Raw genomic sequence first — 21,627 nt, forward strand, 5'->3', positions numbered from 1 at the left:
CCCGCTGTCCGGCCCGGACCAGCAGACGTTCACGCAGGGATTCGCCGCAGCGCGCCGCGGCGACGTCGGCGGCGCGCGCTCGGCGATCTCGCGGCTCCAGGATCCGATCGCGAAGAAGCTGGTGACCTGGGCGATGGTCGACGTGAGTTCGGCGTCGCTCGGCTTCTACGAACTCGATGCGGCGCGGCGCGACCTGACCGCCTTCCCGCGCGCGGCGCGCCGGCAGGCGGCGGCCGAAGCGCTCCTGGAGACCTCGGGCAAGAGCCCGTCCGAGACTGTGGCCTGGTTCGGCGGCCAGCCGCCGGCGACGGCGCAGGGCGCGATGGCGCTGGCCTCGGCCTACCGTTCGCTGGGCCGCGCGGCCGAAGCGGGCGAGCTGATCCGGACCTGGTGGCGCACCAGGACCTTCGAAGCCGAGCCTCAGCGACAGATGCTGACGCGCTTCGGCGACATCCTAACCGTGGACGACCACGTTCGGCGCGCCGACATCCTGCTCTACGGCGCGCAGGGCCCCGCCGCGCGGGACATGATCAACCTCGTTCCCGCCGACCGGCAGGCGGCGGCGCTGGCCCGCATCGCGCTGAGGTCCGGCGGGGGCGACAGCGCCTATGCGGCGCTGACCTCGGACGACCAGGCCTCGCCGGGCGTGGCGTTCGAGCGGGCCGCGGCGCTGCGCCGCAAGAACCGGGAAGGCGAGGCGATAGCCCAGTTGGCCTCGTTCCCGCGCGACATGGTCACCGCCGAGAGCGCCGACCGCATGTGGGACGAGCGCAAGCGCCTCGTCGCCTACGCAATCAAGCTGAACGACTGGAAGAGCGCCTACCAGGCCGCCGCCAACTCCGGGCTCAACGAAGGCTCGGACGCCACCGAGGCCGAGTTCTACGCCGGCTGGATCGCACTGAAGTACCTGAACGAGCCGGCCGCAGCGGCGAAGCACTTCGCCGCCATCGAGCGGATCGGCAGTTCGCCCATCACCCGGGGCCGCGCCTTCTACTGGCTGGGCCGCGCCGCCGAGGCGAAGGGCGACCGCAACCGCGCCGAAGACGCCTACCGCCAGGGCGCGCAATACCTGACCACCTTCTATGGCCAGCTCTCGGCCGAGAAGCTGGGACTGCCCATCACCCTGCCGCGCGATCCGGCGCCGACGGAGGCGCAACGCCGCGCCTTCGAGGCGCGCGACGAGGTGCAGGCCATGCGGCTCCTGGCCGATCAGGGCCAGCGCGATCTCTTCCGCGTCTTCGCCCTGCACATCGACGACATCGTGCCCTCGACCGTCGAGGCCGCGCTGCTGATCGACGCGATCCGCGGTTATGGCGACCAGGACACCTCGATGAAGGCGGCGCGGGCGGCCGCGACCCGCGGTCTGATCCTGATCGACCGCGCCTATCCCTACCGGACGCCGCCCAGCGTCGCGAACGCGCCCGAGCCGGCCCTGGTGCTGGGCGTGACGCGCCAGGAGAGCGGCTTCGACCCTTCGGTGCGCTCGGGCGCCGACGCCCGGGGCATGATGCAGCTCCTGCCGTCGACGGCGGCGATCGTGGCGCGGCGCATGGGCGAGCCCTATTCGGCCGCGTCGCTCTACGAACCCGAGTACAACATGAAGCTGGGCTCGGCCTTCCTGGGGCAGCTCGTGAACCAGTTCTCGGGCAGCTACGTGATGGCGGCGGCCGGCTACAACGCCGGTCCGGGCCGGCCGACGCAGTGGACCGCCGTCTGCGGCGACCCGCGCGGCGCCACGTCGGACCCGCTCGACTTCATCGAGTGCATCCCCTTCTCCGAGACGCGGAACTACGTGATGCGGGTGCTGGAGAACATGACCGTGTACCGCGCCAAGATGGCCGGCGGCTCGGCCCCGATCACGCTCTCGGCCGACCTGCGCCGCGGCAGCTACAGCTACACCGCCTCCACCGGCCAGGCGGTCGCGGCGAGCAACCCCTGACCCCGCTGGGGACGCGACCTAGGCGCTCTCCGCCCTGGTCCGGAACCACGCCACGACGAACAGCGTGGCCAGCAGCATGTCCGGCGCGGTCAGCATCGGGATCATCGGCGGCACGCGGCCCCGCAGGAAGAGCGTCAGGCACGAGACGAAGTAGATCACCTTGCCCGCCGCGCCGAGCAGCATGAACGGCCGGAATCGGGCCGGATCGCGGCCGATCACGAGGTAGCCGAACTGCCACATGAGCGTGGAGGCGGCGAAGCCGTAGTACATGTCCGGATGGCTGATCGGGGTGCTGGCGTCGGCGAGCGTGTTCTCCAGGAAGAACAGCGGGGCGATGATCGCGACGCCCCAGATCCCGCCGATAGTGAACACCCACCTTGCGAACCTCATGACCACCCTCCCCTTCGCCTGGCGATGAGAATGGGGCCGTCGGGCGTCGGCTCCAACCGCCCGTCCAGGGAAAATGCCTGTCCGAGAATGTCCGGCTGAAGCGCCTCCGCGGCCGGACCGGCGGCGACGACGCGGCCGCCGCTCAACACCGCCAGGCGGTCGCAGAAGCGCGCGGCAAGACCGAGGTCGTGCAGGGTGAGAACGACGGCGGCGCCCCGCGCGGCCTCCTCCCGGAAAAGTTCGAGCGCCAGGAGCTGGGCGTCCGGGTCGAGGCCGGCGGCGGGTTCGTCGGCGATCAGCAGCGGCGCGCCGGTGACCAGCAGGCGGGCCAGCAGGACGCGGGCCCGCTCGCCGCCCGACATCTCCAGCACGCCGCGATCTTCGAGGCCGGACATTCCGACGCGGGCCAAGGCCGCAGCAGCCGCGGCGCGGGCGGCCGCGGCCGGCAGGTGGAAGGCTCCGAGGCTGGCGACCCGGCCGGCGGCCATGTTCCAGCCGACGTGGCGCGCCTGCGGCAGGTAGGCGGCGAGCCGGGCGCGTTCGGGATCGGTCAGGCGCGCGACGTCGCGGCCCGCCAGCTCGGCCCGGCCGGCGTCGAGCCTGGCGAGACCCAGGGCGGCGCGCAGCAGCGTGGTCTTGCCAGCCCCGTTGGGGCCGACGACGCCGACCACCTCGCCGGGCTCGACGGCCAGGCTCGCGCTGTCGAGGACGGTCTGCCCGCCACGGCGCACGGTGGCGTCACGGAGAAAAAGCGCGCTCATCCCGTCCAGCTCCGCGCGGCCCGCCAGGCGATCAGCGCGAAGAGCGGCGCGCCGAACAGCGCGGTGACGACGCCCAGCTTGAGTTCCAGGTCGGTCGGGATGATGCGGGCGGCGATGTCGGCGGCGGCGAGCAGCACCGCGCCGGCCAGGGCCGAGGGCAGCAGCACACGGCCCGGGTCGCCGCCGGAGCCGGCGCGGACGAGGTGCGGGGCGGCCAGGCCGACGAAGCCCACGATGCCCGCCATGGCCACGGACGCCCCGGTGAGCAGCGAGGCGCCGGCGACCGCGGCGGCGCGCAGGCGCGTCATCGGCAGACCCGAGAGCGACGCCGTCTCCTCGCCCAGCGTCAGCATGACGAGGCCGCGCGCGGCGTAGAGGCAGAGCCCCGTCCCGACGACCAGGGCCGGAAGCTGGCGGACGATGTCGTCCCAGTCGCGGTTGGCGACCGAGCCCAGCAGCCAGGAGAACACTTCCGCCAGGGTCACCGGCGACGGCGAGAAGTTGAACACCAGCGAGGTCATCGCCCCCAGGAAGGCCGAGAAGGCGACGCCGAACAGGATCAGCGTCTCCGGCTCGCGGAAGCGCGCGGCGAGCCAGGTCAGGAGCACGCCGACCAGCAGCGCCGCGCCGAGGGCCGCGGCCTCGATGGCCCCCGGGACGCCGGCCAAGCTGGCGGTGATCGCTAGGGCCGCCCCGAGCCCGGCCCCGCCCGAGACGCCGAGCACGCTGGGATCGGCCAGCGGGTTGCGCAGCAGCCCCTGCATCACGGCGCCGGCGAGACCCAGGGCCGCGCCGACCACCAGGGCGGCGGCGGTGCGCGGCAGGCGGATATCGAACAGGATCTCGTGCGGCGCCGACGCCGGGTCGGCGAAACCCTGGGCGATCTGGGTGCCCGTGAGCTGGACTTCGCCCAGCGCGAGGCCGGCGGCCATGAGCGCGAGGATCGCGACCGACAGCAACAGGTTGAGCGCCAGCGGCCTCATCGCGGAGCCTTCGCGGCGAGCATCTCGACGGCCTCGGCGGCGCTCCAGTCGGGACAGCCGAGGGTCGAGCCCGGAAGGTTGGCGACGGCCGAGCGCTGGACGGTGCGCTGCAGGATGCGGCGCCGGCCGACGCCCCAACTGTCGCCGGCGAGCTGGAAGGTGTCGAAGAAGCCGGTGACCACCGCCTTGGGCGGCGACAGCGCCAATCGCTCCAGCGACACCACCTGGAAGCCGGGCCGCCTCTCCGCGTTGGTGAAGCCCGCGCCGGTCAGGATGGCGTCGACCAGCGTGCCGGGGCCGGCGCTGACACCGCCCGGCGTGAGGTAGAGAGCGCGCGCGCCCTTCCAGGCGCCGGCCGAGGCGCGCAGGCGCGCGTCCATCCGCGCGACGATCGCCTCGCCGCGCGCTCCCTGCCCCATCGCGGCGGCCACGGCGCGGACGTTGCGGCGGACGTCGGCGAAGGTCGTAGCGTCGCCGATGGTGACCACGCGGACGCCGCGCGCCTCCAGCGCGCCCACCAGCCGCGGCTCCCCGCCCCAGTAGCGGACGACGAGGTCTGGGCGTGTGGCGAGCGCGGTCTCCAGGTCGGCCCGGCGCTGCGGCAGGCCCACGGCCAGCGCCCGCAGGCGGGAGTCGGCGTCGTCGGCCCGGGTGGAGAGCCCGACGACAGCCGCACGCGGGCTCATGGCCAGCACGTACTGGTCGGCGCACTGGTCGAGCGAGAGCACGCGCGGCGCGGCCTGGGTGGTCGCGGCCATGCAAGAGGCCAGAACCCCCACGACGCTCGCGATCGCTTTTGCGTCATGGCCCGGCCACGACGTCCCGAGAAGGCGGTGCGCTAGTCGGCGACCAAGCCGTGGAGCATGCCGTCGAGGGCCACGCGCATCAGGTCCTCGGGGTCGGCCCAGCCGAACTTGGGCCGGCTCACCATCAGCGCCACGACGCCATGGCAGCTCATCCACAGCGCCTGGGCCGCCGAGTCGCCCGTGCCCGTCCGCAGACGGCCTTCGGCGGCGATCTCGCGCACTACGCCGGCGAAGTGTTCGTAGCATTGGTGGCTCAGGTCCGAGGGCGGCGCAGAGGCCTGCGATACCGGACCGCGGTCGCAATAGACAAGCTGGTAGGCGTTCGGATGCTCCAGCCCCCAGCGCATGTAACCGTCGAGGATCATGCGCAGGCGCACCACCGGATCGAGCTTCAACGCTGCGCATTCGGCGTTGCGGACCAGGAGTTGCGACAGCACGCCCTCCACGATCTCGTGCAGGATGCAGGCCTTGTCGTTGAAGTGCATGTAGAGCGCGGTCGACGAGACGCCGACTTCGTCCGCGATCTTGCGGATGGTGGCGCCCTCGTAGCCGTCCGCCACGAAGATGCGCTCGGCCGCCTCGAGAATCTCGGCGCGGCGGAGGTAGCCGTCTCCCTTGGCCTTGCGCGCGGTTTTCCGCGTCGCGGTGGCGACAGTGCTCATGGAGTCTCCCCACATCCAGGTGCGTGGGACAGCGGACCCCAATTCCACAACTGTGACAAGTCCTCGTCAGCGGGGTTTGCACAGGTCTGCGCCACCGCGTAAGGGGCGCCCATGAGCGCGCCGCTGACCGCAGAGACCGCCCTGTTGATGCGCACCCGCGGCTGGAGCGACTACGCGCTGCTCGATTCCGGCAACGGGCGGAAGCTGGAGCGCTACGGCCCCTACACGGTCGTGCGCCCCGAGCCGCAGTGCCTGTGGACGCCGAGGTCGCCCGAGAGCGTCTGGGCGGGCGCGGACGCCGTCTTCGACCCCACGGACGAGGAGGACGCCGGGCGCTGGCGCTTCAGGGGACGGCCGAAGGAGGTCTGGCCGCTGTCGTGGGGCAAGGTGAGGTTCCAGGGGCGGTTCACCGCCTTCCGGCATCTGGCGTTCTTCCCCGAGCAGGCGGCGAACTGGGCGTGGCTGGACGAGGCGGTGCGAGGCTCGGGCGGCCATCCGAAGGTGCTGAACCTGTTCGGTTACACAGGCGTCGCCAGCCTCGTGATGGCGGCGGCGGGCGCGGCGGTGACGCACGTCGACGCCTCGAAGAAGGCCGTGGCCTGGGCGCGCGAGAACGCGGAGCGCTCGGGGCTGGCCGACCGGCCGGTGCGCTGGATCACCGAGGACGCGCGCAAGTACGTGCAGCGCGAGGTGCGGCGCGGATCGACCTACGAAGGGATCATCCTGGACCCCCCGAAGTACGGGCGCGGGCCGACCGGCGAGGTCTGGCGGCTGTTCGAGGACCTGCCTGAACTGGCGGGGCTCTGCGCGCAGCTTCTCTCGGAGAACGCCAGGTTCCTGGTGCTGAACGCCTATGCGGAGCGGATCTCCGGGGCGGCCCTGGCCGGGTTGCTGGCCGAGAAGCTGGCCGGTCGCGGCGGGCGGATCGAGTGGGGCGAGCTGGCGCTGGAGGAAGCGCGCGGCGACCGGGCGATCGGGATGAGCTTCTTCGCGCGCTGGTCGAATTGGGGGGGGCCGGCGTGAGCAGCCGGACCATCACCTCGCTCTCGAACGACACGGTAAAGCGCGTGCGGGCGCTGCACATGCGCAAGGAACGCGACGAGACGGGGCTGTTCGTGGCCGAGGGGCTGAAGACCGTCATCGAGGGCGTCGACACCGGCCACGCGCCGAAGATTCTGATGCACGGGCCCGACGCCGCCTCTCACCCGATGATGCAGAAGGCGGTCGCGGCGACGTTGGCGGCGCGGGGCGAGGTGATCGAGGTCACCCACGACATCCTGGCCAAGGTGTCGCGGCGGGAGAACCCGCAGGCGGTGGTGGGCGTGTTCCCGCAGGCGTTCGTGGGGCTGACCGACGTCGCGCCGGGCGCCGCGCAGTGTGTGGTGGCGCTGCATCGGGTGCGCGACCCGGGCAACCTGGGGACCATCGTGCGGACGGCCGACGCGGCGGGCTGCGGCGCCGTCGTGCTCGTGGGCGAGTGCTGCGATCCCTATTCGGTGGAAGCAGTGCGCGCGACCATGGGCTCGATCTTCGCGGTCCCGCTGGCGAAGGCGACCGAAGAGGAGTTTGCGGCGTGGCGGGCGGGCTGGGTCGGCTCGGTGGTCGGCACCCTGCTCACCGCCACGGCCAGCCATGCGGAGGCCGAGTACCGCAAGCCGGTGCTGGTGCTGATGGGCAACGAGCAGCAGGGCCTGACGCCCGAGATGGCCGCCCTGCCCGACCTCAATGTGAAGATCCCCATGCGCGGCCGCGCCGACAGCCTGAACCTGAGCGTGGCGACCGGGGTGATGATCTACGCCGCGACGTCCCTGCCCTGACGGCGGCTCAGGTCCCCCGCGGCTTGGCCCGCGTGACGGCGGCGGCCGACGCGGGGTCTTCCGGCCAGACGTGGCGGGGGTAGCGGCCCTTCATCTCGGTGCGCACCTCCTTCCACGAACCCTTCCAGAAGCCGGGCAGGTCCTTGGTGGTCTGGATGGGGCGGTGGGCCGGCGAGAGCAGCGACAGCGTGAGCGGGACGCCGCCGACGACCGGGTGTTCCGACAGGCCGTAGACTTCGCCCACGCGGACGTCGACGCGGGGGCCCGCCTCGGCGGCGTAGTCGATGGCGAAGCTGTTGCCGGTGGGCGCGCTCCAGCGGGCGGGGGCCGCCGCGTCGAGGCGGCGCTGCTGGTCCCAGGGGATGAGCGTGCGGAGCGCGCCGTCGAGGACATCGGGCTTGAGATCGCCGAGCCGGCGGACGCCGTCGAGGATGGGCAGGAGCCAGTCGTCGAGCCGAGCGGTCAGGGCCGCGTCGGAGAGGTCGGCCCAGGCGGGGTCGCGGGCGTGAAGGAACCGGGCGCGCTCCCGCAGGGACTCGGCGGCGGCGCCCCAGGGCAGCAGCTTCAGCCCTTCGCGGCGGACGCGGTCGGCGAGCGCGCGGGCGACGAGGGCCTTCTCGGGGTTGTCGTCGACCTCCTCGCGGATCGTCAGGCGGCCGAGGCGGGTGAGGCGCTTGGCGCGCAGACGGCCGCCGCCGCTCTCCTCCAGGCGCTCCTCGACCTCGAACTGATCGGCGAAGGCGGCGAGTTCTGCGGGGTCGAGGGGCGCGGCGAGCGTGATGCGGTCGCGGGTCTGGCCGCCGCCCAGTTCGGCGATGGCGAGCCAGGGCTCGCGGGCCAGCGCGTCGGTGGGCTCGACGAAGGCGCCACGGCCGGTGACGAGCTGGAACTCGCCCTGCCCGCCCCGCGCCTTGGCGATGCGCTCGGGGTAGGCGAAGGCGGTCAACAGGCCGTCGGACAGCGGCTCGCCCTTGCCGGGCCTGCCCGTGAGAGACGCCCAACGGTCGGCGAGCGCCTTGGCGTCGCGGGCGCGGGGACTGCGGTCGCGTTCCAGGGCGTCGAGCCGGTGGCGGATGTCGGCGTCGCGGCCGCCGAGGCCACGTTCGGTGACCAGGGCGGCGATGCGCGCGGCGCGCACGGCCTGGCCAGTGTCGGCGGCCTTCAGCACCATGTGCGCGAGACGCGGGGCCAGCGGCATGTCGGCCAGCGCGCGGCCGTGGTCGGTGAGCACGCCATCGGCGTCCAGCGCGTCGAGTCGGCGGAGCAACGCGCGGGCCTCGCCGAAGGCCGCGGCGGGCGGCGGGTCGAGGAAGGCGAGCCCGGCCGCGTCCTTGGCGCCCCAGCGGGCGAGGTCGAGGGCCAAACCCGAGAGGTCGGCATCGAGGATCTCAGGGTCGGCGTAGGCCGGCAGCGCGCGCGTCTCGGCTTCGTCCCAGAGTCGGTAGCAGGCACCAGGCTCTGTGCGGCCCGCGCGGCCGCGACGCTGGTCGGCGGCGGCGCGGGAGACGCGGACGGTGGCGAGGCGGGTCAGGCCGCTGGCCGGATCGTAGCGGGGGACGCGGGCGACGCCTGAGTCGATCACCACGCGGACGCCCTGGATGGTCAGGCTGGTCTCGGCGATGGAGGTGGCCAGCACGACCTTGCGCACGCCGTCGAGCGCCGGCTGGATCGCACGGTCCTGGTCGCGGGGGTCGAGGGCGCCGTAGAGCGGCGCGATCTCGACGTGCGCGCGGCGGCGCTCGGCGAGGCGTTCGGCGGTGCGCAGGATCTCGCCCTGGCCGGGCAGGAAGACCAGCAGCGAGCCGCCCTCCTCCGCCAGCGCGCGTTCGACGGCGCGGACCACGGCGTCCTCCAGGCGCGCGGCGGGGTCGCGGCCCAGGTAGCGCGTCTCGACCGGGAACATGCGGCCCTGGCTCTCGACCACGGGCGCGTCGTCCAGCAGGCGCGCGACGGCGGCGCCGTCGAGGGTGGCGGACATGACCAGCAGGCGCAGGTCGTCGCGGATAAGCTTCTGGGCGTCGCGGGCGAGCGCCAGGCCCAGGTCAGCGTCGAGGCTGCGCTCGTGGAACTCGTCGAAGATGACGCAGGCGACGCCGGCCAGCTCGGGATCGCCCAGGATCATGCGGGTGAAGACGCCCTCGGTGACCACCTCGATCCGGGTGGCGGCGCTGACCTTCGTCTGCAGGCGCACGCGGTAGCCGACGGTCTGGCCGACCGGCTCGCCCAGCGTCCTGGCCATGCGTTCTGCGGCGGCGCGGGCGGCCAGGCGCCGCGGTTCGAGGACGATGATCCGGCCGCCCGCGGCCCACGGCTCGGCGAGGAGTTCAAGCGGGACGACGGTGGTCTTGCCCGCGCCGGGCGGGGCCACAAGAACGGCGGCGCTGCCCAAGGACAGCGCCGCCTTCAGTTCCGGGAGTGCGTCGTGGATCGGCAGCATGACGCCGCCAGGGCGTCAGCCCTGGCCCTGCGGCGGCTCGCCCACCTTGTGCGGCAGCTCGTGCGGCTCGCCTTCGGAACCCGTGACGAGGATGCCCTTGCCGAGGTTCGAGCTGCGGATGCCGTAGACGAAGTACACGACGATCCCGATCGCCAGGTAGATCAGGAAGAAGTTCCGCGTGTGCTCGGTCGCCATCAGGCTCATCAGGAGCACCAGGCACATGACCACGCCTGCGATCGGCACCACCGGGTAGAGCGGCGTGCGGAACGGACGCGTCAGGCCGGGGTCGGTGCGGCGCAGGTAGATCACGGTGACGCAGACCAGCGCGAAGGCGGCCAGCGAGCCGACGTTCGACAGGTCGCTGAGCGCGTCCAGCGACAGGAAGCCCGCGGCCAGCATCGCCAGGAGGCCGACGACCAGGGTGTTGACGTAAGGCGTCTGGAACTTCGGATGCACCTTGGCGAACACCTTGGGCATCAGGCCGTCTCGGCTGATGGTGTAGAAGACCCGCGTCTGGCCGTAGAGCAGCACCAGCATCACCGAGCTGAGACCGGCGATGGCGCCCACCTTCACGGCGAAGGCGAACCACGGCAGCCCCATCTTGTCTGCGGCCAGCGCGATCGGCGCCGGCACGTCGAGCTGGGCGTAGGGGACGATGCCCACCAGCACGCCACAGGTCAGGATGTAGAGAATGGTGCAGATGGTGAGTGCGCCCAGGATGCCGATCGGCATGTCCTTGCCCGGGTTCTTGGCTTCGGCGCCGGCGGTGGAGACCGCCTCGAAGCCCAGGTAGGCGAAGAAGATCACCGCGGCCGCGTGGATGACGCCGCCGATGCCGTACTTGTGGTCGGAGTTGCCGGTGACGACGTCGCCCAGCGCGCGCCAGAGCTGGGCCCCGATCGACATGTCGGTGCCCGCCGGGCGGGCCGGGATCTCGGCCGGGACCAGCGGGTTCCACATCGCCGTGTCGACGAACTTGAAGCCGATGACGATGAAGGCGATCACGACGGTGACCTTGATGGCCACCACGATGTTGTTGACCGTCGCGCTCTCGGTGACGCCGCGGATCAGCAGCAGGGTCACGAGGCCGATGACGATGAAGGCCGGCAGGTTCATCATGCCGGTCCCGATGACGTTGCCGTCGTGATCCTTGACGATCACGCCCGGCGCCGCCTGCAAGGCCGCCGGGATGTTTATCCCGAAGTCGTGCATCAGGCTGACGAAATAGCCCGACCAGCCGACCGAGACGGTCGAGGCCGCGAGGCCGTACTCCAGCACGAGCAGCAGGCCCATCACCCAGGCCGCACCCTCGCCCATCGAGGCGTAGGTGTAGGAATAGGCCGATCCCGAGACTGGCAGGGCCGCGGCGAGCTCGGCGTAGCAGAGCGCCACGAAGGCGCAGAGCGTGCCGGTGATGATGAACGAGATCATGATGCCGGGGCCGGCGAAGTTGGCCGCCGCGCGGCCCGTCAGCACGAAGATCCCGGTTCCGATGATGCAGCCGATGCCGAGGAGGATGAGGTTGATAGCCCCGAGCGAGCGCTTCAGCTCCCCCTGTTCGTGTTCGGCCTGTATCTGAGAGACCGACTTGCGCAGGAAGATGCGCGCAATTCCATTCGCCATACGGCTGTTTCCTGTATCGATTCCGCCCTCGTCGGGGCGTTTGCGGGGCACGCTAGACACAAGGGAACTTCACCGCAATTCCCCCGCGACACGGGCGCGCTTCCCATTTCGACGCCGAGCCTAGATCATGGGCGGCGATGAACGCCCCGACGCCCTCCCCGCTTCCGATCCGCGCGCTGATCGCGCCGGTCACACCCCTGCAGCAGAACTGCACCATCGTCTGGTGCGTGAAGACCCGGAAGGCGGCGATCATCGATCCCGGCGGCGAGGTCCCGCGGCTGATGGCGGCGCTGAAGGAGCACGACCTGACCCTGGAGAAGATCTGGGTCACCCACGGCCACCTGGACCACGCGGGGGGAACGGCGGCGCTGAAGGAGCTGACCGGCTGCCCGATCGAGGGGCCGCATCCGGACGACCAGTTCTGGATCGACGATATCGGGACGTCCGCCGCGAAGTGGGGCATGCCCGACGCCCGGCCGTTCACGCCCGACCGCTGGCTGCAGGACGGCGACGTGGTGACCCTCGGCGAGACGGCGTTCGAGGTCTACCACTGCCCCGGGCACACGCCGGGCCATGTGGTCTTCTTCCATCGCGAGGCCAGGTTCGCTCAGGTGGGCGACGTGCTGTTCCAGGGTTCCATCGGGCGCACCGACTTCCCAAAGGGGAACCACCAGCAGCTCATCGACGCGATCACCGGCAAGCTCTGGCCGCTGGGCGAGGACGTGCGCTTCGTGCCGGGGCACGGGCCAATGTCGACCTTCGGCCAGGAGCGCAAGACCAACCCCTTCGTGGCCGATATGGTGCTGGCGGACGAATGACCGCAGATACATCCGGGTTTCAGATGAGACATTCGGACGTTACCGCCAGCGCACAAGCTGGCGGGCATGGAGCTCACGACTGACATGGCCGGCGCCGGCGCCCGCATCCTGATGGTCGACGACGATCCGGGGATCCGCGACGTGGTCTCCGACTTCCTCGGCCGCCACGGCTACAAGGTCGAGACCGCGGCCGACGCGTCGGAGATGGACCGCGTGCTGGAACGCGGGCCGGTCGACCTGATCGTGCTCGACATCATGATGCCGGGCGAAGACGGCCTGGCCGTCTGCCGCCGCCTGACGATCACCGAGGCCGCACCGCCGATCATCATGCTGTCGGCCATGGGCGAGGACACCGACCGCATCGTCGGGCTGGAGTTGGGCGCCGACGACTATCTGGCGAAACCCTGTAATCCCCGCGAGTTGCTGGCGCGGGTTCGCGCAGTGCTCCGCCGCTCGGAGCAGCGGGCGAGCAGCGGCGCGCTGGGCGCGGGCTGCGAATTCGCCGGCTGGCGGCTCGACCTGGTGCGGCGCGAACTGCGCTCGCCCGACGGCGTGGTGGTGAACCTGAGTTCCGGCGAATTCTCGCTCCTCAGGGCCTTCGTGGAGCGGCCGCAACGGGTGCTGACCCGCGACCAGCTCCTGGAATTCGCGCGCGGGCCCGACAGCGACGCCTTCGACCGCGCCATCGACGTGCAGATCAGCCGTCTGCGGCGCAAGCTGGACGACGGCGGCGGCGGCCACGACCTGATCCGCACCATCCGCAACGAAGGCTACATGTTCACCGCCAAGGTGAAGCGCACGTGAGGCGCCCTTCGGCCCCGCTGCTGGTCCAGCTTCTGACGCTGACCGGCCTGACGCTGGTGGCCGCCTGGGCGATGAGCACCTTCCTCCTCTTCGCGCTTCCGCCCCCCGCGCCCGACTTCTACCGGCTCTCGGAGATCGAACACACCTACCGCGGCGAGGAGCTGACCTTCACCGAGCGCAAGCCGCTGCAATTGACGGCCAGCAGGACGCGGCCGGGCCCCGAACTCGAGGGCCGCACGATTCCGGAAATGCGCGGGAAGATCGCCCGCGACATCGGCGTGCCGCCCAGCGCGGTGGTGATCGCGGGCGAGCGGGGGCCCCTGTCCGACCGTCGCGTCGGCCGGATCATCCGCGACCGCGCGGTCCGCGCCGGCATGGGCGGCGAGGAACACTTCCTGATCTTTCCGTTCAAGGTCGGCGTGCAGCAGGCCGACGGGACCTGGCGGGTGGTGCAGACCCAGCCCGTCATCGGACTCAGCGACTGGCAGCAGCGGCTGGCGCTCTGGTTCGCGCTGTCGGCGTTGCTGATGTCCCCCGTCGCCTGGATGTTCGCGCGGCGGCTGACCAAGCCGATCAAGGAGTTCGCCGAAGCGGCCGAACGGCTGGGCCGCGATCCGCGCGCCGCGCCCCTGGAGCTGGTGAAGGGCCCGGCCGAGATCGGCATGGCGGCACGCGCCTTCAACGAGATGCAGGGCCGCCTGCAGCGCTACGTCGAGGACCGCACCGCCATGGTGGGCGCGATCGCCCACGACCTGCGCACGCCGCTGACCCGCCTGCGTTTCCGGATCGAGGGCCTGCCCGAGGACCAGCGCGCCAAGTACAGCGCCGACCTGGACCAGATGGAGGAGATGATCACCGCCACCCTCGCCTTCGTGCGCGATGCGACCAAATCGGGCGAGCGGACCCCTCTCGAGCTGTCGTCGCTGGTCGAGAGCCTTTGCGACGAGATGGCCGAGACCGGCGCCAGGACCGAGGTCGAGGCCGGCGAGAAGGTGGTGCTGACGGGCGACCCGATGGCGCTGCGCCGCCTGATCGCCAACCTGCTGGAGAACGCCGTGAAGTTCGGCGGCCGGGCGCGGGCCCGCGTGTTCGCCGACGCCGGCAATGCGGTGGTCGAGATCGACGACGACGGGCCGGGCATCCCGCCCGCCGACGCCGAGAAGGTGTTCGAGCCGTTCTACCGCCGCGAGCCGTCGCGCAGCCGCCAGACCGGCGGCATCGGACTGGGGCTCGCCGTGGTGCGGACCATCGCCCGCGGCCACGGCGGCGACGTGAACCTGATCAACCGCGCGGGCGGCGGCCTCACCGCCCGCGTCCAGTTGCCCCTCTAGCGCATTCGGCTTCGATCAACCCCAGCGCCGAATGGCCTAGGCCGAGCCGGCGACGGCGGTCTGCCGCGACGCCGTGGGACCGAACCGGTATCGGGACTGAAATCGCATAGCAACGCTACGCGCACACAACTCACCGTGGGTTCATGCGGGCCCATCGCGATGCCGGATCCTCCATGAGCCAAGCCACGACACCTCACCGCTACCGTCTGCCGCGGGCCGCCTGGATTACGATCGCGGTCGTCATTCTGGCGGTCGGAGCCGTCTTCGCCTGCCAGATGCGGCCGAAGGCGCCGAAGGACCCCTACCGGTTTGGCGCCGTGGAACAGGGCGACATCACCCGCTCGGTCTCGGCCTCGGGGACACTGCAGGCGCTGATCACGGTGGACGTCGGTTCGCAGATCTCCGGCCAGGTGGTCCGGGTGCTGGCCGACTTCAACGACGAGGTCGCCGCCGGACAGACGCTGGCGATCATCGACCCGCAGACCTTCCAGTCGCGCGTGGCGCAGAGCAACGCCGACATCGCCGCGGGCGAGGCGGGCGTGCGCCAGGCGCAGGCCACGCTGGCCAACGCCCAGGCCGACTTCAACCGCAAGAAGACGCTGGTGGATCAGGGCATCTACGCGCCCACCACGCTGGACCAGGCGACGGCGGCCATGAAGGTGGCGCAGGCGCAGGTGGCGGCGGCCCGCGCCCGGGTCGACCAGAGCCGCGCCACGCTGCGCAGCCAACAGGTGGACCTGGGCCGCACGACCATCTCCTCGCCGATCGCCGGCGTCGTGGTCGACCGCAAGGTCGAGCCCGGCCAGACGGTCGCGGCCAGCCTGCAGGCGCCGGTGCTGTTCACCATCGCGCAGGACCTCTCGAAGGTCGAAGTGAAGATCAGCGTCGACGAGGCCGACGTCGGCCAGGTGCAGGAAGGCCAGAGGGTGCGCTTCACCGTGGACGCCTTTCCGGACGACACCTTCCAGGGGATCGTGACCCAGGTGCGCAAGCAGCCGACCACCGAGCAGAACGTGGTCGCCTACACGGTCATCGCCGAGGCGGACAATCCGCAGCGCAAGCTGCTGCCCGGCATGACGGCGAACGCCGACATCATCATCGAGACGAAGCGGAACGTCATGAAGGTCCCGTCCGCGGCGCTCCGCTGGACGCCGCCGTCCGAGAACGAGTCGCGCAGCACGGGCGGCCCCGGCGCGATGGGGGCGCCCGGCTTCGGCGGCGGTCCGCCCGGCGGCGGCGCCGGAGGCCAGAGGCAGGGTCAAGGCGGCGGCGCGATGGGCGCGCGACTGGCCGAGCAGCTCGGCCTCGACGCCAGGCAGAAGAAGACCTGGGAGGCGATCCAGGCCGAAATGCAGCCCAAGCGGCAGGCGGCGTTCGCCGCGGCCGGCGGCGACCGGCGCGCCATGGGCGAGGCCATGCGCAAGATCGCGCAGGAAGGCTTCGCGAAGCTGACGCCCGTGCTGCGGCCGGATCAGCGCGCCAGGCTGGCGGCGCTGCAGGAGACCCTCGCCCAGGGCCGCGGCCGGACGGCGGGCATGCGCGGCGGCACGGTCTATGTCCTGCGCGACGACAAGCCGGTGGCGATCCCGGTGCGCGTCGGCGCGACGGACGGGTCCTCGACCGAAGTCGTGAGCCGCGAGCTGAAGGTCGGCGATCAACCCATCGTCGGCGGCGGTCCGAAGGCCAGGGCCCGCCCGAACGCCGGCCCGATGGGCGGCGGCCAGGTGCGGGTGAAGATGTGATCGCCATCAGCGACCTCACCAAGGTCTACCAGATGGGCGAGGAGAAGGTGCCGGCGCTGGCCGGCGTCTCGCTCGCCATCGAGCGCGGCGAATACGTGGCCGTGGTCGGGCCTTCGGGGTCGGGGAAGTCGACGCTGATGAACATCCTGGGCGGCCTGGATCGCCCCTCCTCCGGCAGCTACCGCTTCGACGGCGAGGAGGTCGGCGCGTTCAGCGACGACGAACTGGCCGACTTCCGGCGCCGGCGGATCGGCTTCGTCTTCCAGTCCTTCCAGCTCCTGCCGCGGCTGACGGCGCTGCAGAACGTCGAACTGCCGATGATCTACGCGGGCATGGCCCCGGCCGAGCGCAGGACGCGGGCGAAGGACCTCCTGGAGCGCGTGGGGCTGGGCTCGCGCATGGGCCACCGGCCCACGCAGCTCTCCGGTGGTCAGCAGCAGCGGGTGGCGATCGCCCGCTCGCTTTCCAACCGGCCAGACCTGCTGCTGGCCGACGAACCCACCGGCGCCCTCGACACGCATACCGGCGAGGAAGTCCTGAAGCTCTTCGACGAGCTGAACCGCGACGGGCTCACCCTGGCCATCGTGACCCACGACCCCGACGTCGCCGCCGAGGCGCACCGGCGCGTGGCGTTCCGCGACGGCCTGATCGTCTCCGACGAGCGGAAGGCCGCATGAGGTTCGTGGAGCTCGTCCGGTTCGCGCTCGGCGCCATCGTCGCGCACCCGATGCGCAGCGGCCTGACCTCGCTGGGCGTGGTCATCGGGGTCGCCGCCGTGGTGATGATGACCGCCATCGGGCTGGGCGCGCAGCAACGGGTGACGAGCGCGATCTCGGGCCTGGGGTCCAACCTCGTCATCGTGATGCCCAACTTCCAGCGCGGGCCGGTGAGCCAGGGCGCCGGCTCGGGCATGAGCCTGCGCGACAGCGACGCCGAGGCCATCGCCAGGCAGGTCGAGGACGTGGCCGCGGTCGCCCCCACCGTCACCAGCCGCGCGCAGATGAACGCGGACGGCACGAACTGGAACACCCGCATCGACGGGGTGACGCCGGACTATCTGGTCGCCCGGGACCTGACCGTCGCCCAGGGCCGCATGTTCGACGAGCGTGAGGCGCGGCAGGGCAAGAAGGTGATCGTGGTCGGCCCGACCGTCGCGCGCGAGCTCTGGGGCGACGCCGACCCGGTGGGCAAGCGCATCCGCGTGCGCACGGTCCCGTTCGAGGTGATCGGGGTGCTGGAGAGCAAGGGCAACGCCGGCCTGGGCCAGGACCAGGACGACGTGGCGCTGGCTCCGCTCGCGGCGGTGCGCTCGCGGCTGGTAGGCCGGCGGTTCCGGGGCGACACGATCCAGACGATCTACGTGAAGTCCACCGACGCCGACTCCCTCGACCGCGTGCAGGAGGATGTCATCAACCTGCTGCGCGACCAGCACCGGATCCGCCAGGGCGAGGAGGACGACTTCCAGACCCAGAACATGGCCTCGATCCTGGCGACCATGCAGCAGGCGGTGGCGACCTTCACGGTCTTCCTGGCGGCCGTGGCGGCGGTCTCGCTGGTGGTGGGAGGCGTCGGCATCATGAACATCATGCTGGTGTCGGTGACCGAGCGGACGCGGGAGATCGGCCTGCGCATGGCGGTCGGGGCCAAGCGATCCGACGTGCTGATCCAGTTCGCTCTGGAGTCCGTCGCGCTCTCGATGGCCGGCGGGCTGATCGGGCTCGCCATCGGTGTCGGCGGAGCGCTGGGCGTGGCGAAGCTGGCCGGCTGGCCGGCGGCGATCCCGCCGTGGGCGGCGCCGCTGGCCCTCGGCTTCTCGATGGCCGTGGGACTGGTTTTCGGGGCCTATCCTTCATGGCGCGCGGCGCGCCTGGATCCCATCGAGGCGCTCAGGCGCGAATAAGGCGCAACGCCGACTGCAACCTTGACCGGCTTCAAGGGTTAGCCAGACCGCAAGCCCCTTGCGGGACGAACCTGTCAAAGCCGGAGACCCCGCCACGACAAGACCGCCCAGGGACGCCCGGCGCGCCGCGCCCTCGTCCCCTCTGCGCAGCCGGCCGGCGGCGAACGGCCCGCGGCGCACGCCCCGCAGAAAACCCTGTTTCGCCGACCGATGAGGAGAGCCCCTCGATGCCCACCGTCGACCCCGGCAAGCCCCGCGCCCGACGCGGTTTCGCCGCCATGAACCCCGAACGCCGCCGCGAGATCGCCCGCAAGGGCGGCGCCAGCGTGCCGGGCGAGAAGCGCAGCTTCGCCAAGGACCGCGACCTCGCCGCCTCCGCGGGCCGCAAGGGCGGTGAAGCCAGCCGCGGCGGCGGCCGCACCAGCGGACACGAAAGCTAGACCTATTCGACTGGAGCTGACGGCGGGCGTCCTTCGGGGCGCCCGCTTTCCGTCGCCAGAAGCCGCTGTCAGGCCCGGAGCAGCACGATGGCGAAGGTGGGCTCGCCGCTGATCCAGGTCTCCTCCAGCGTCCAGCCGGCGTCGGCCGCCAGGCGCGCGAAGGCCTCAGGCGTGAACTTGTGCGAGTTCTCCGTGTGCAGCGTCTCGCCGACGCGGAAGTGGAAGCGCCGGCCGGCGACGTGGACGGACTGGTCCTTCAGGCTCTCCAGATGCATCTCGATCCGGCTCTCGAGCGGGTTCCAGACGGCGCGGTGACGGAAGGCCGATAGGTCGAAGTCGGCGCCGAGCTCACGGTTGATGCGGGTGAGCAGGTTCAGGTTGAACGCGGCGGTGACGCCCTGGGCGTCGTCGTAGGCCGCCGTCAGCACGTCCACCGGCTTTACCAGGTCGATGCCCACCAGGAAGGCCGCGCCTTCGCCCAGCAGCCGCCGCGCGCTCTCCAGAAACGCCCGGGCGCCGTCGCGGTCGAAGTTGCCGATGGTGGAGCCCGGGAAGAATCCGACGATCGGCCTGCCTCGCGTCTCTGCCGGCAGCCGCAGTGCGTTGGTGAAGTCGTCGCGCAGCGGGGCGACGGTCAGGTCAGGATAGTCCGCGCGGATCGCCCTGGCCGCCGCCTCGAGCGCCGAAGCCGAGATGTCGATCGGGACATAGGTCGAAAGCCTCGGCGCGGCGTCGAGCAGGATCCGCGTCTTGGTGCTGGCGCCCGACCCGAACTCCACCAGGGCCGCGCCGTCGGGAATATGGCGGGCCATCGCGGGCGCCGCGCGCTCCAGGAGGGCGATCTCGGTGCGGGTCGGGTAGTACTCCGGCAGTTCGGTGATCGCCTCGAACAGGCGCGACCCCTCGGTGTCGTAGAAGTGCTTCGGCGGGATGGCCTTCTGGGGCTTGCCGAGCCCCTCGACCACGTCGGCTTCGAGGTCCGAGGGGCGTGCGCCCTCGCCGGCGCCGTCCATCGCCAGGCGCAGGCCCGAGAACATCCAGCGCTGATGCGGGTAGAAGAAGTTGCGGTAGGTGGCCCGGACGTGGCCGGTCGGCGTCACGCAGGCGCCGCCGCGCAGCACGAACTGACCCGACATGAACTTGCCGTTGTATTCGCCGACCGCACCCGCGGCGGGCCGGAAGCCGGGGTACGGCAGGTAGGCGCTGCGGGTCCATTCCCAGAGGTCGCCGAACATCTGGCGCACCCCCTCCCCCGCCGCGGCCGGCTGGGCCCCGAGACGGCCCGTCCCCAGCACGTTGGCGTTCGCCGGCGCCGCCTGCGTCGCGGCGGCATGCTCCCACTCGGCCTCGGTCGGCAGGCGCGCGCCGGCCCAGGCGGCGTAGGCGTCGGCCTCGAAGTAACTGAGATGGCTGACCGGCTGGGCGGGTTCGAGCGGGCGCAGGCCCGTGAGTCCCATCACGCGCCAGCCTTCGGGGGTCTCGCGCCAGTAGATCGGCGCCTGCCAGTCCTGCGCGCGACACAGCGCCCAGCCGTCCGAGAGCCAGAGCTCGGCGCGGCGGTAGCCGCCGTCGGCGATGAACGCGAGCCACTCGGCGTTGGTGACGAGGCGTTCGCCCAGGCGGAACGGCTCCAGCCACACGCGATGGCGCGGGCCTTCGTTGTCGAAGGCGAAGCCCTGTCCGTCGTGGCCGATCTCGACAAGGCCGCCGGCGAAGTCGGCGAAGGTCATCGGGCCGGGATCGGCGGCGAGGCCCGCCCGCGGAGGGGCGAAGGCGGGGCTGAGCGGCGACTGGGCGAAGAGGTGCAGGATATCCATCAGGATCAGTTCCTGATGCTGCTCCTCATGGGCGAGGCCCAGGTCCAGCAGGGCCGCGAGCTCGCCCGCCCCGTCCGCCAGCAGGCGCTCCATGCCCGCGTCGACATGCGCGCGATAGGCGAGTACGTCGGCCACCGACGGGCGCGTGACGAGGCCACGGGCCGGCCGCGGCTGCCGCGGCCCGACCGCCTCGTAGTACGAGTTGAAGAGGTAGCCGAACCTCGCATCGAACACCCGGTAGCCCGGCAGATTCGGGACCAGCATGAAGGTCTCGAAGAACCAGGCGACGTGCGCCAGATGCCACTTCGTAGGGCTGGCGTCGGGCATCGACTGGGCGCCCATGTCCTCCGGCGTCAGCGAGCGGATCAGCGCCTCGGTCGCCCGCCGCAACGCACGGTAGCGAGGCAGCGCGGTCGTACCGGCGGCTGCGGAAGCGACCCGGGACGGGGCCTCGGGTCGATCGGTACTGCGCATGCAAGCTCCCCTGGAACCAGGGCGTGTCAAGTTGACGCACCCTGCCCTCGGTAATGTGGGCACGGAACCGGAACAAACAACCGGTTCCCCTATGCAAATGCGCGATAGGGGAGATAGCGAACGCCGATTGGACAGATCAGTTCCGAATTTCGGGCACAAGGCCACGGAACGCTCCAACGACGCCGACGTTCAACCGCAACTGGTAGCGACAAAACCCCCCGTTGGGGTCATGATGTTGTGCGAGGGGGCCCCGATGAGTTCCACGACGAGTTGGCGCGATGAAGTCGTGGGCCTGATCCCCGCCCTCCGGGCGTTCGCGTGGTCGCTCAGCCACAACGGCTCCGACGCCGACGATCTGGTGCAGGACACCCTGATCAAGGCCTGGTCCAACCGGGACAAGTTCGAGCCGGGTACGAACCTGCGGGCCTGGCTCTTCACGATCCTGCGGAACACCTACTACACCAGCATGCTGCGCCGCCGCCGAGAGGTGCGCGACGAAGAAGGCGAGTACGCCAGCATGCTGACGACCCCGCCGACCCAGGACTGGAGCGTGGCGATGCGGGCGCTGCAGACGGCGCTGGGCCAGCTTCCGGCCGAACATCGCGAAGCCCTGATCCTGGTGGGCGCCGCCGGCCTCTCCTACGAAGAGGCGGCCGAGATCTGCGGCTGCGCCCTGGGCACCATCAAGAGCCGTGTGAACCGCGCCCGCGCCCGTCTGCTGAAGATCATGGACGCCGAGGACGCGACCGACGTCATGGCTCTGGAAACGATGTCGGCGATGGGGACGGCCTGACCTCGTCATCCGTCGCCGCGAGGCGCGCGGCGATCCGCGCGTCCTCGGCCAGGGCCGCCGCGTCCAGTTGATCCACGACGTTCTGCAGAT

The 21,627-nt window shown here is 71.5% G+C and carries 19 protein-coding genes; 11 read left to right on the plus strand and 8 right to left on the minus strand.

Annotated elements, in window-relative coordinates; translation table 11 throughout:
- The coding region (locus JNL41_RS16565) for a lytic transglycosylase domain-containing protein (RefSeq protein ID WP_293476866.1) at positions 1-1,939 on the plus strand (1,939 nt) is incomplete at its 5' end.
- 18 nt (positions 1,940-1,957) lie between these two features.
- Here the strand turns inward: JNL41_RS16565 and JNL41_RS16570 are convergent.
- The 5 genes from JNL41_RS16570 to JNL41_RS16590 all read right to left on the minus strand — a co-directional run bounded on the left by JNL41_RS16570 (position 1,958) and on the right by JNL41_RS16590 (position 5,541).
- A complete protein-coding gene (locus JNL41_RS16570; RefSeq protein ID WP_293476868.1) occupies positions 1,958-2,329 on the minus strand; it encodes a hypothetical protein in 372 nt (123 codons plus the stop codon).
- Complete coding sequence (locus JNL41_RS16575) at positions 2,326-3,090, minus strand: ABC transporter ATP-binding protein (protein ID WP_293476870.1); 765 nt, start codon at positions 3,088-3,090, stop codon at positions 2,326-2,328. Before JNL41_RS16575 ends, JNL41_RS16570 begins: the two co-directional genes overlap by 4 nt.
- Complete coding sequence (locus tag JNL41_RS16580) at positions 3,087-4,073, minus strand: iron ABC transporter permease (RefSeq protein WP_293476872.1); 987 nt, start codon at positions 4,071-4,073, stop codon at positions 3,087-3,089. Before JNL41_RS16580 ends, JNL41_RS16575 begins: the two co-directional genes overlap by 4 nt.
- A complete protein-coding gene (locus JNL41_RS16585; RefSeq protein WP_293476874.1) occupies positions 4,070-4,831 on the minus strand; it encodes an ABC transporter substrate-binding protein in 762 nt (253 codons plus the stop codon). Before JNL41_RS16585 ends, JNL41_RS16580 begins: the two co-directional genes overlap by 4 nt.
- Before the next feature lie 80 nt (positions 4,832-4,911).
- Entirely contained in the window at positions 4,912-5,541 is a 630-nt protein-coding gene (locus tag JNL41_RS16590; RefSeq protein ID WP_293476876.1) for a TetR/AcrR family transcriptional regulator, read from the minus strand.
- Positions 5,542-5,652: 111 nt separating this feature from the next.
- Here JNL41_RS16590 and JNL41_RS16595 point away from each other — a divergent pair, with 111 nt between their 5' ends.
- Positions 5,653-6,564 carry a class I SAM-dependent methyltransferase gene (locus JNL41_RS16595; RefSeq protein ID WP_293476878.1) on the plus strand — a complete coding sequence of 304 codons (912 nt, stop codon included), beginning with the start codon at positions 5,653-5,655 and terminating at the stop codon, positions 6,562-6,564.
- Positions 6,561-7,358: an RNA methyltransferase gene (locus tag JNL41_RS16600; protein ID WP_293476880.1), complete on the plus strand. Its 798-nt coding sequence runs from the start codon at positions 6,561-6,563 to the stop codon at positions 7,356-7,358. Before JNL41_RS16595 ends, JNL41_RS16600 begins: the two co-directional genes overlap by 4 nt.
- Positions 7,359-7,365: 7 nt before the next feature.
- Here the strand turns inward: JNL41_RS16600 and hrpB are convergent, their stop codons facing one another.
- Together hrpB and JNL41_RS16610 are read right to left on the minus strand one after the other, a co-directional pair.
- Positions 7,366-9,795, minus strand: a complete 2,430-nt coding sequence (gene hrpB / locus JNL41_RS16605) for an ATP-dependent helicase HrpB (protein ID WP_293476882.1) — start codon at positions 9,793-9,795, stop codon at positions 7,366-7,368.
- Between the two features lie 15 nt (positions 9,796-9,810).
- Positions 9,811-11,418 carry an amino acid permease gene (locus JNL41_RS16610; RefSeq protein WP_293476884.1) on the minus strand — a complete coding sequence of 536 codons (1,608 nt, stop codon included), beginning with the start codon at positions 11,416-11,418 and terminating at the stop codon, positions 9,811-9,813.
- 137 nt (positions 11,419-11,555) lie between these two features.
- On the opposite strand from JNL41_RS16610, the gene JNL41_RS16615 reads away from it, so the two are divergent.
- From JNL41_RS16615 to JNL41_RS16645, 7 genes are all read left to right on the plus strand, one after another.
- A complete protein-coding gene (locus JNL41_RS16615) occupies positions 11,556-12,236 on the plus strand; it encodes an MBL fold metallo-hydrolase (RefSeq protein WP_293476886.1) in 681 nt (226 codons plus the stop codon).
- Between the two features lie 66 nt (positions 12,237-12,302).
- Positions 12,303-13,040: a response regulator gene (locus JNL41_RS16620; RefSeq protein WP_293476888.1), complete on the plus strand. Its 738-nt coding sequence runs from the start codon at positions 12,303-12,305 to the stop codon at positions 13,038-13,040.
- Entirely contained in the window at positions 13,037-14,371 is a 1,335-nt protein-coding gene (locus JNL41_RS16625; protein WP_293476889.1) for an ATP-binding protein, read from the plus strand. Before JNL41_RS16620 ends, JNL41_RS16625 begins: the two co-directional genes overlap by 4 nt.
- 173 nt (positions 14,372-14,544) lie before the next feature.
- On the plus strand, positions 14,545-16,113 hold the full coding sequence (locus JNL41_RS16630; RefSeq protein WP_293476891.1) for an efflux RND transporter periplasmic adaptor subunit: 1,569 nt from the start codon (positions 14,545-14,547) through the stop codon (positions 16,111-16,113).
- The gene (locus JNL41_RS16635) at positions 16,110-16,790 is read left to right on the plus strand and encodes an ABC transporter ATP-binding protein (protein WP_293476892.1); all 681 of its coding nucleotides are present in this window, start codon (positions 16,110-16,112) and stop codon (positions 16,788-16,790) included. The genes JNL41_RS16630 and JNL41_RS16635 overlap by 4 nt, the downstream gene beginning before the upstream one ends.
- Positions 16,787-18,013: an ABC transporter permease gene (locus JNL41_RS16640; protein WP_293476893.1), complete on the plus strand. Its 1,227-nt coding sequence runs from the start codon at positions 16,787-16,789 to the stop codon at positions 18,011-18,013. Before JNL41_RS16635 ends, JNL41_RS16640 begins: the two co-directional genes overlap by 4 nt.
- Positions 18,014-18,240: 227 nt before the next feature.
- Positions 18,241-18,453 (plus strand): general stress protein, encoded by a 213-nt coding sequence (locus tag JNL41_RS16645; protein WP_293476894.1) that lies wholly within the window; start codon positions 18,241-18,243, stop codon positions 18,451-18,453.
- Positions 18,454-18,521: 68 nt separating this feature from the next.
- Here the strand turns inward: JNL41_RS16645 and egtB are convergent, their stop codons facing one another.
- Positions 18,522-20,744: an ergothioneine biosynthesis protein EgtB gene (egtB, locus tag JNL41_RS16650; RefSeq protein WP_293476896.1), complete on the minus strand. Its 2,223-nt coding sequence runs from the start codon at positions 20,742-20,744 to the stop codon at positions 18,522-18,524.
- Between the two features lie 253 nt (positions 20,745-20,997).
- On the opposite strand from egtB, the gene JNL41_RS16655 reads away from it, so the two are divergent.
- Positions 20,998-21,537 carry a sigma-70 family RNA polymerase sigma factor gene (locus tag JNL41_RS16655; RefSeq protein WP_293476898.1) on the plus strand — a complete coding sequence of 180 codons (540 nt, stop codon included), beginning with the start codon at positions 20,998-21,000 and terminating at the stop codon, positions 21,535-21,537.
- Positions 21,538-21,627: the final 90 nt, after the last annotated feature.

This window comes from Phenylobacterium sp. (genome assembly GCF_016793285.1).
GTDB lineage: Bacteria > Pseudomonadota > Alphaproteobacteria > Caulobacterales > Caulobacteraceae > Phenylobacterium.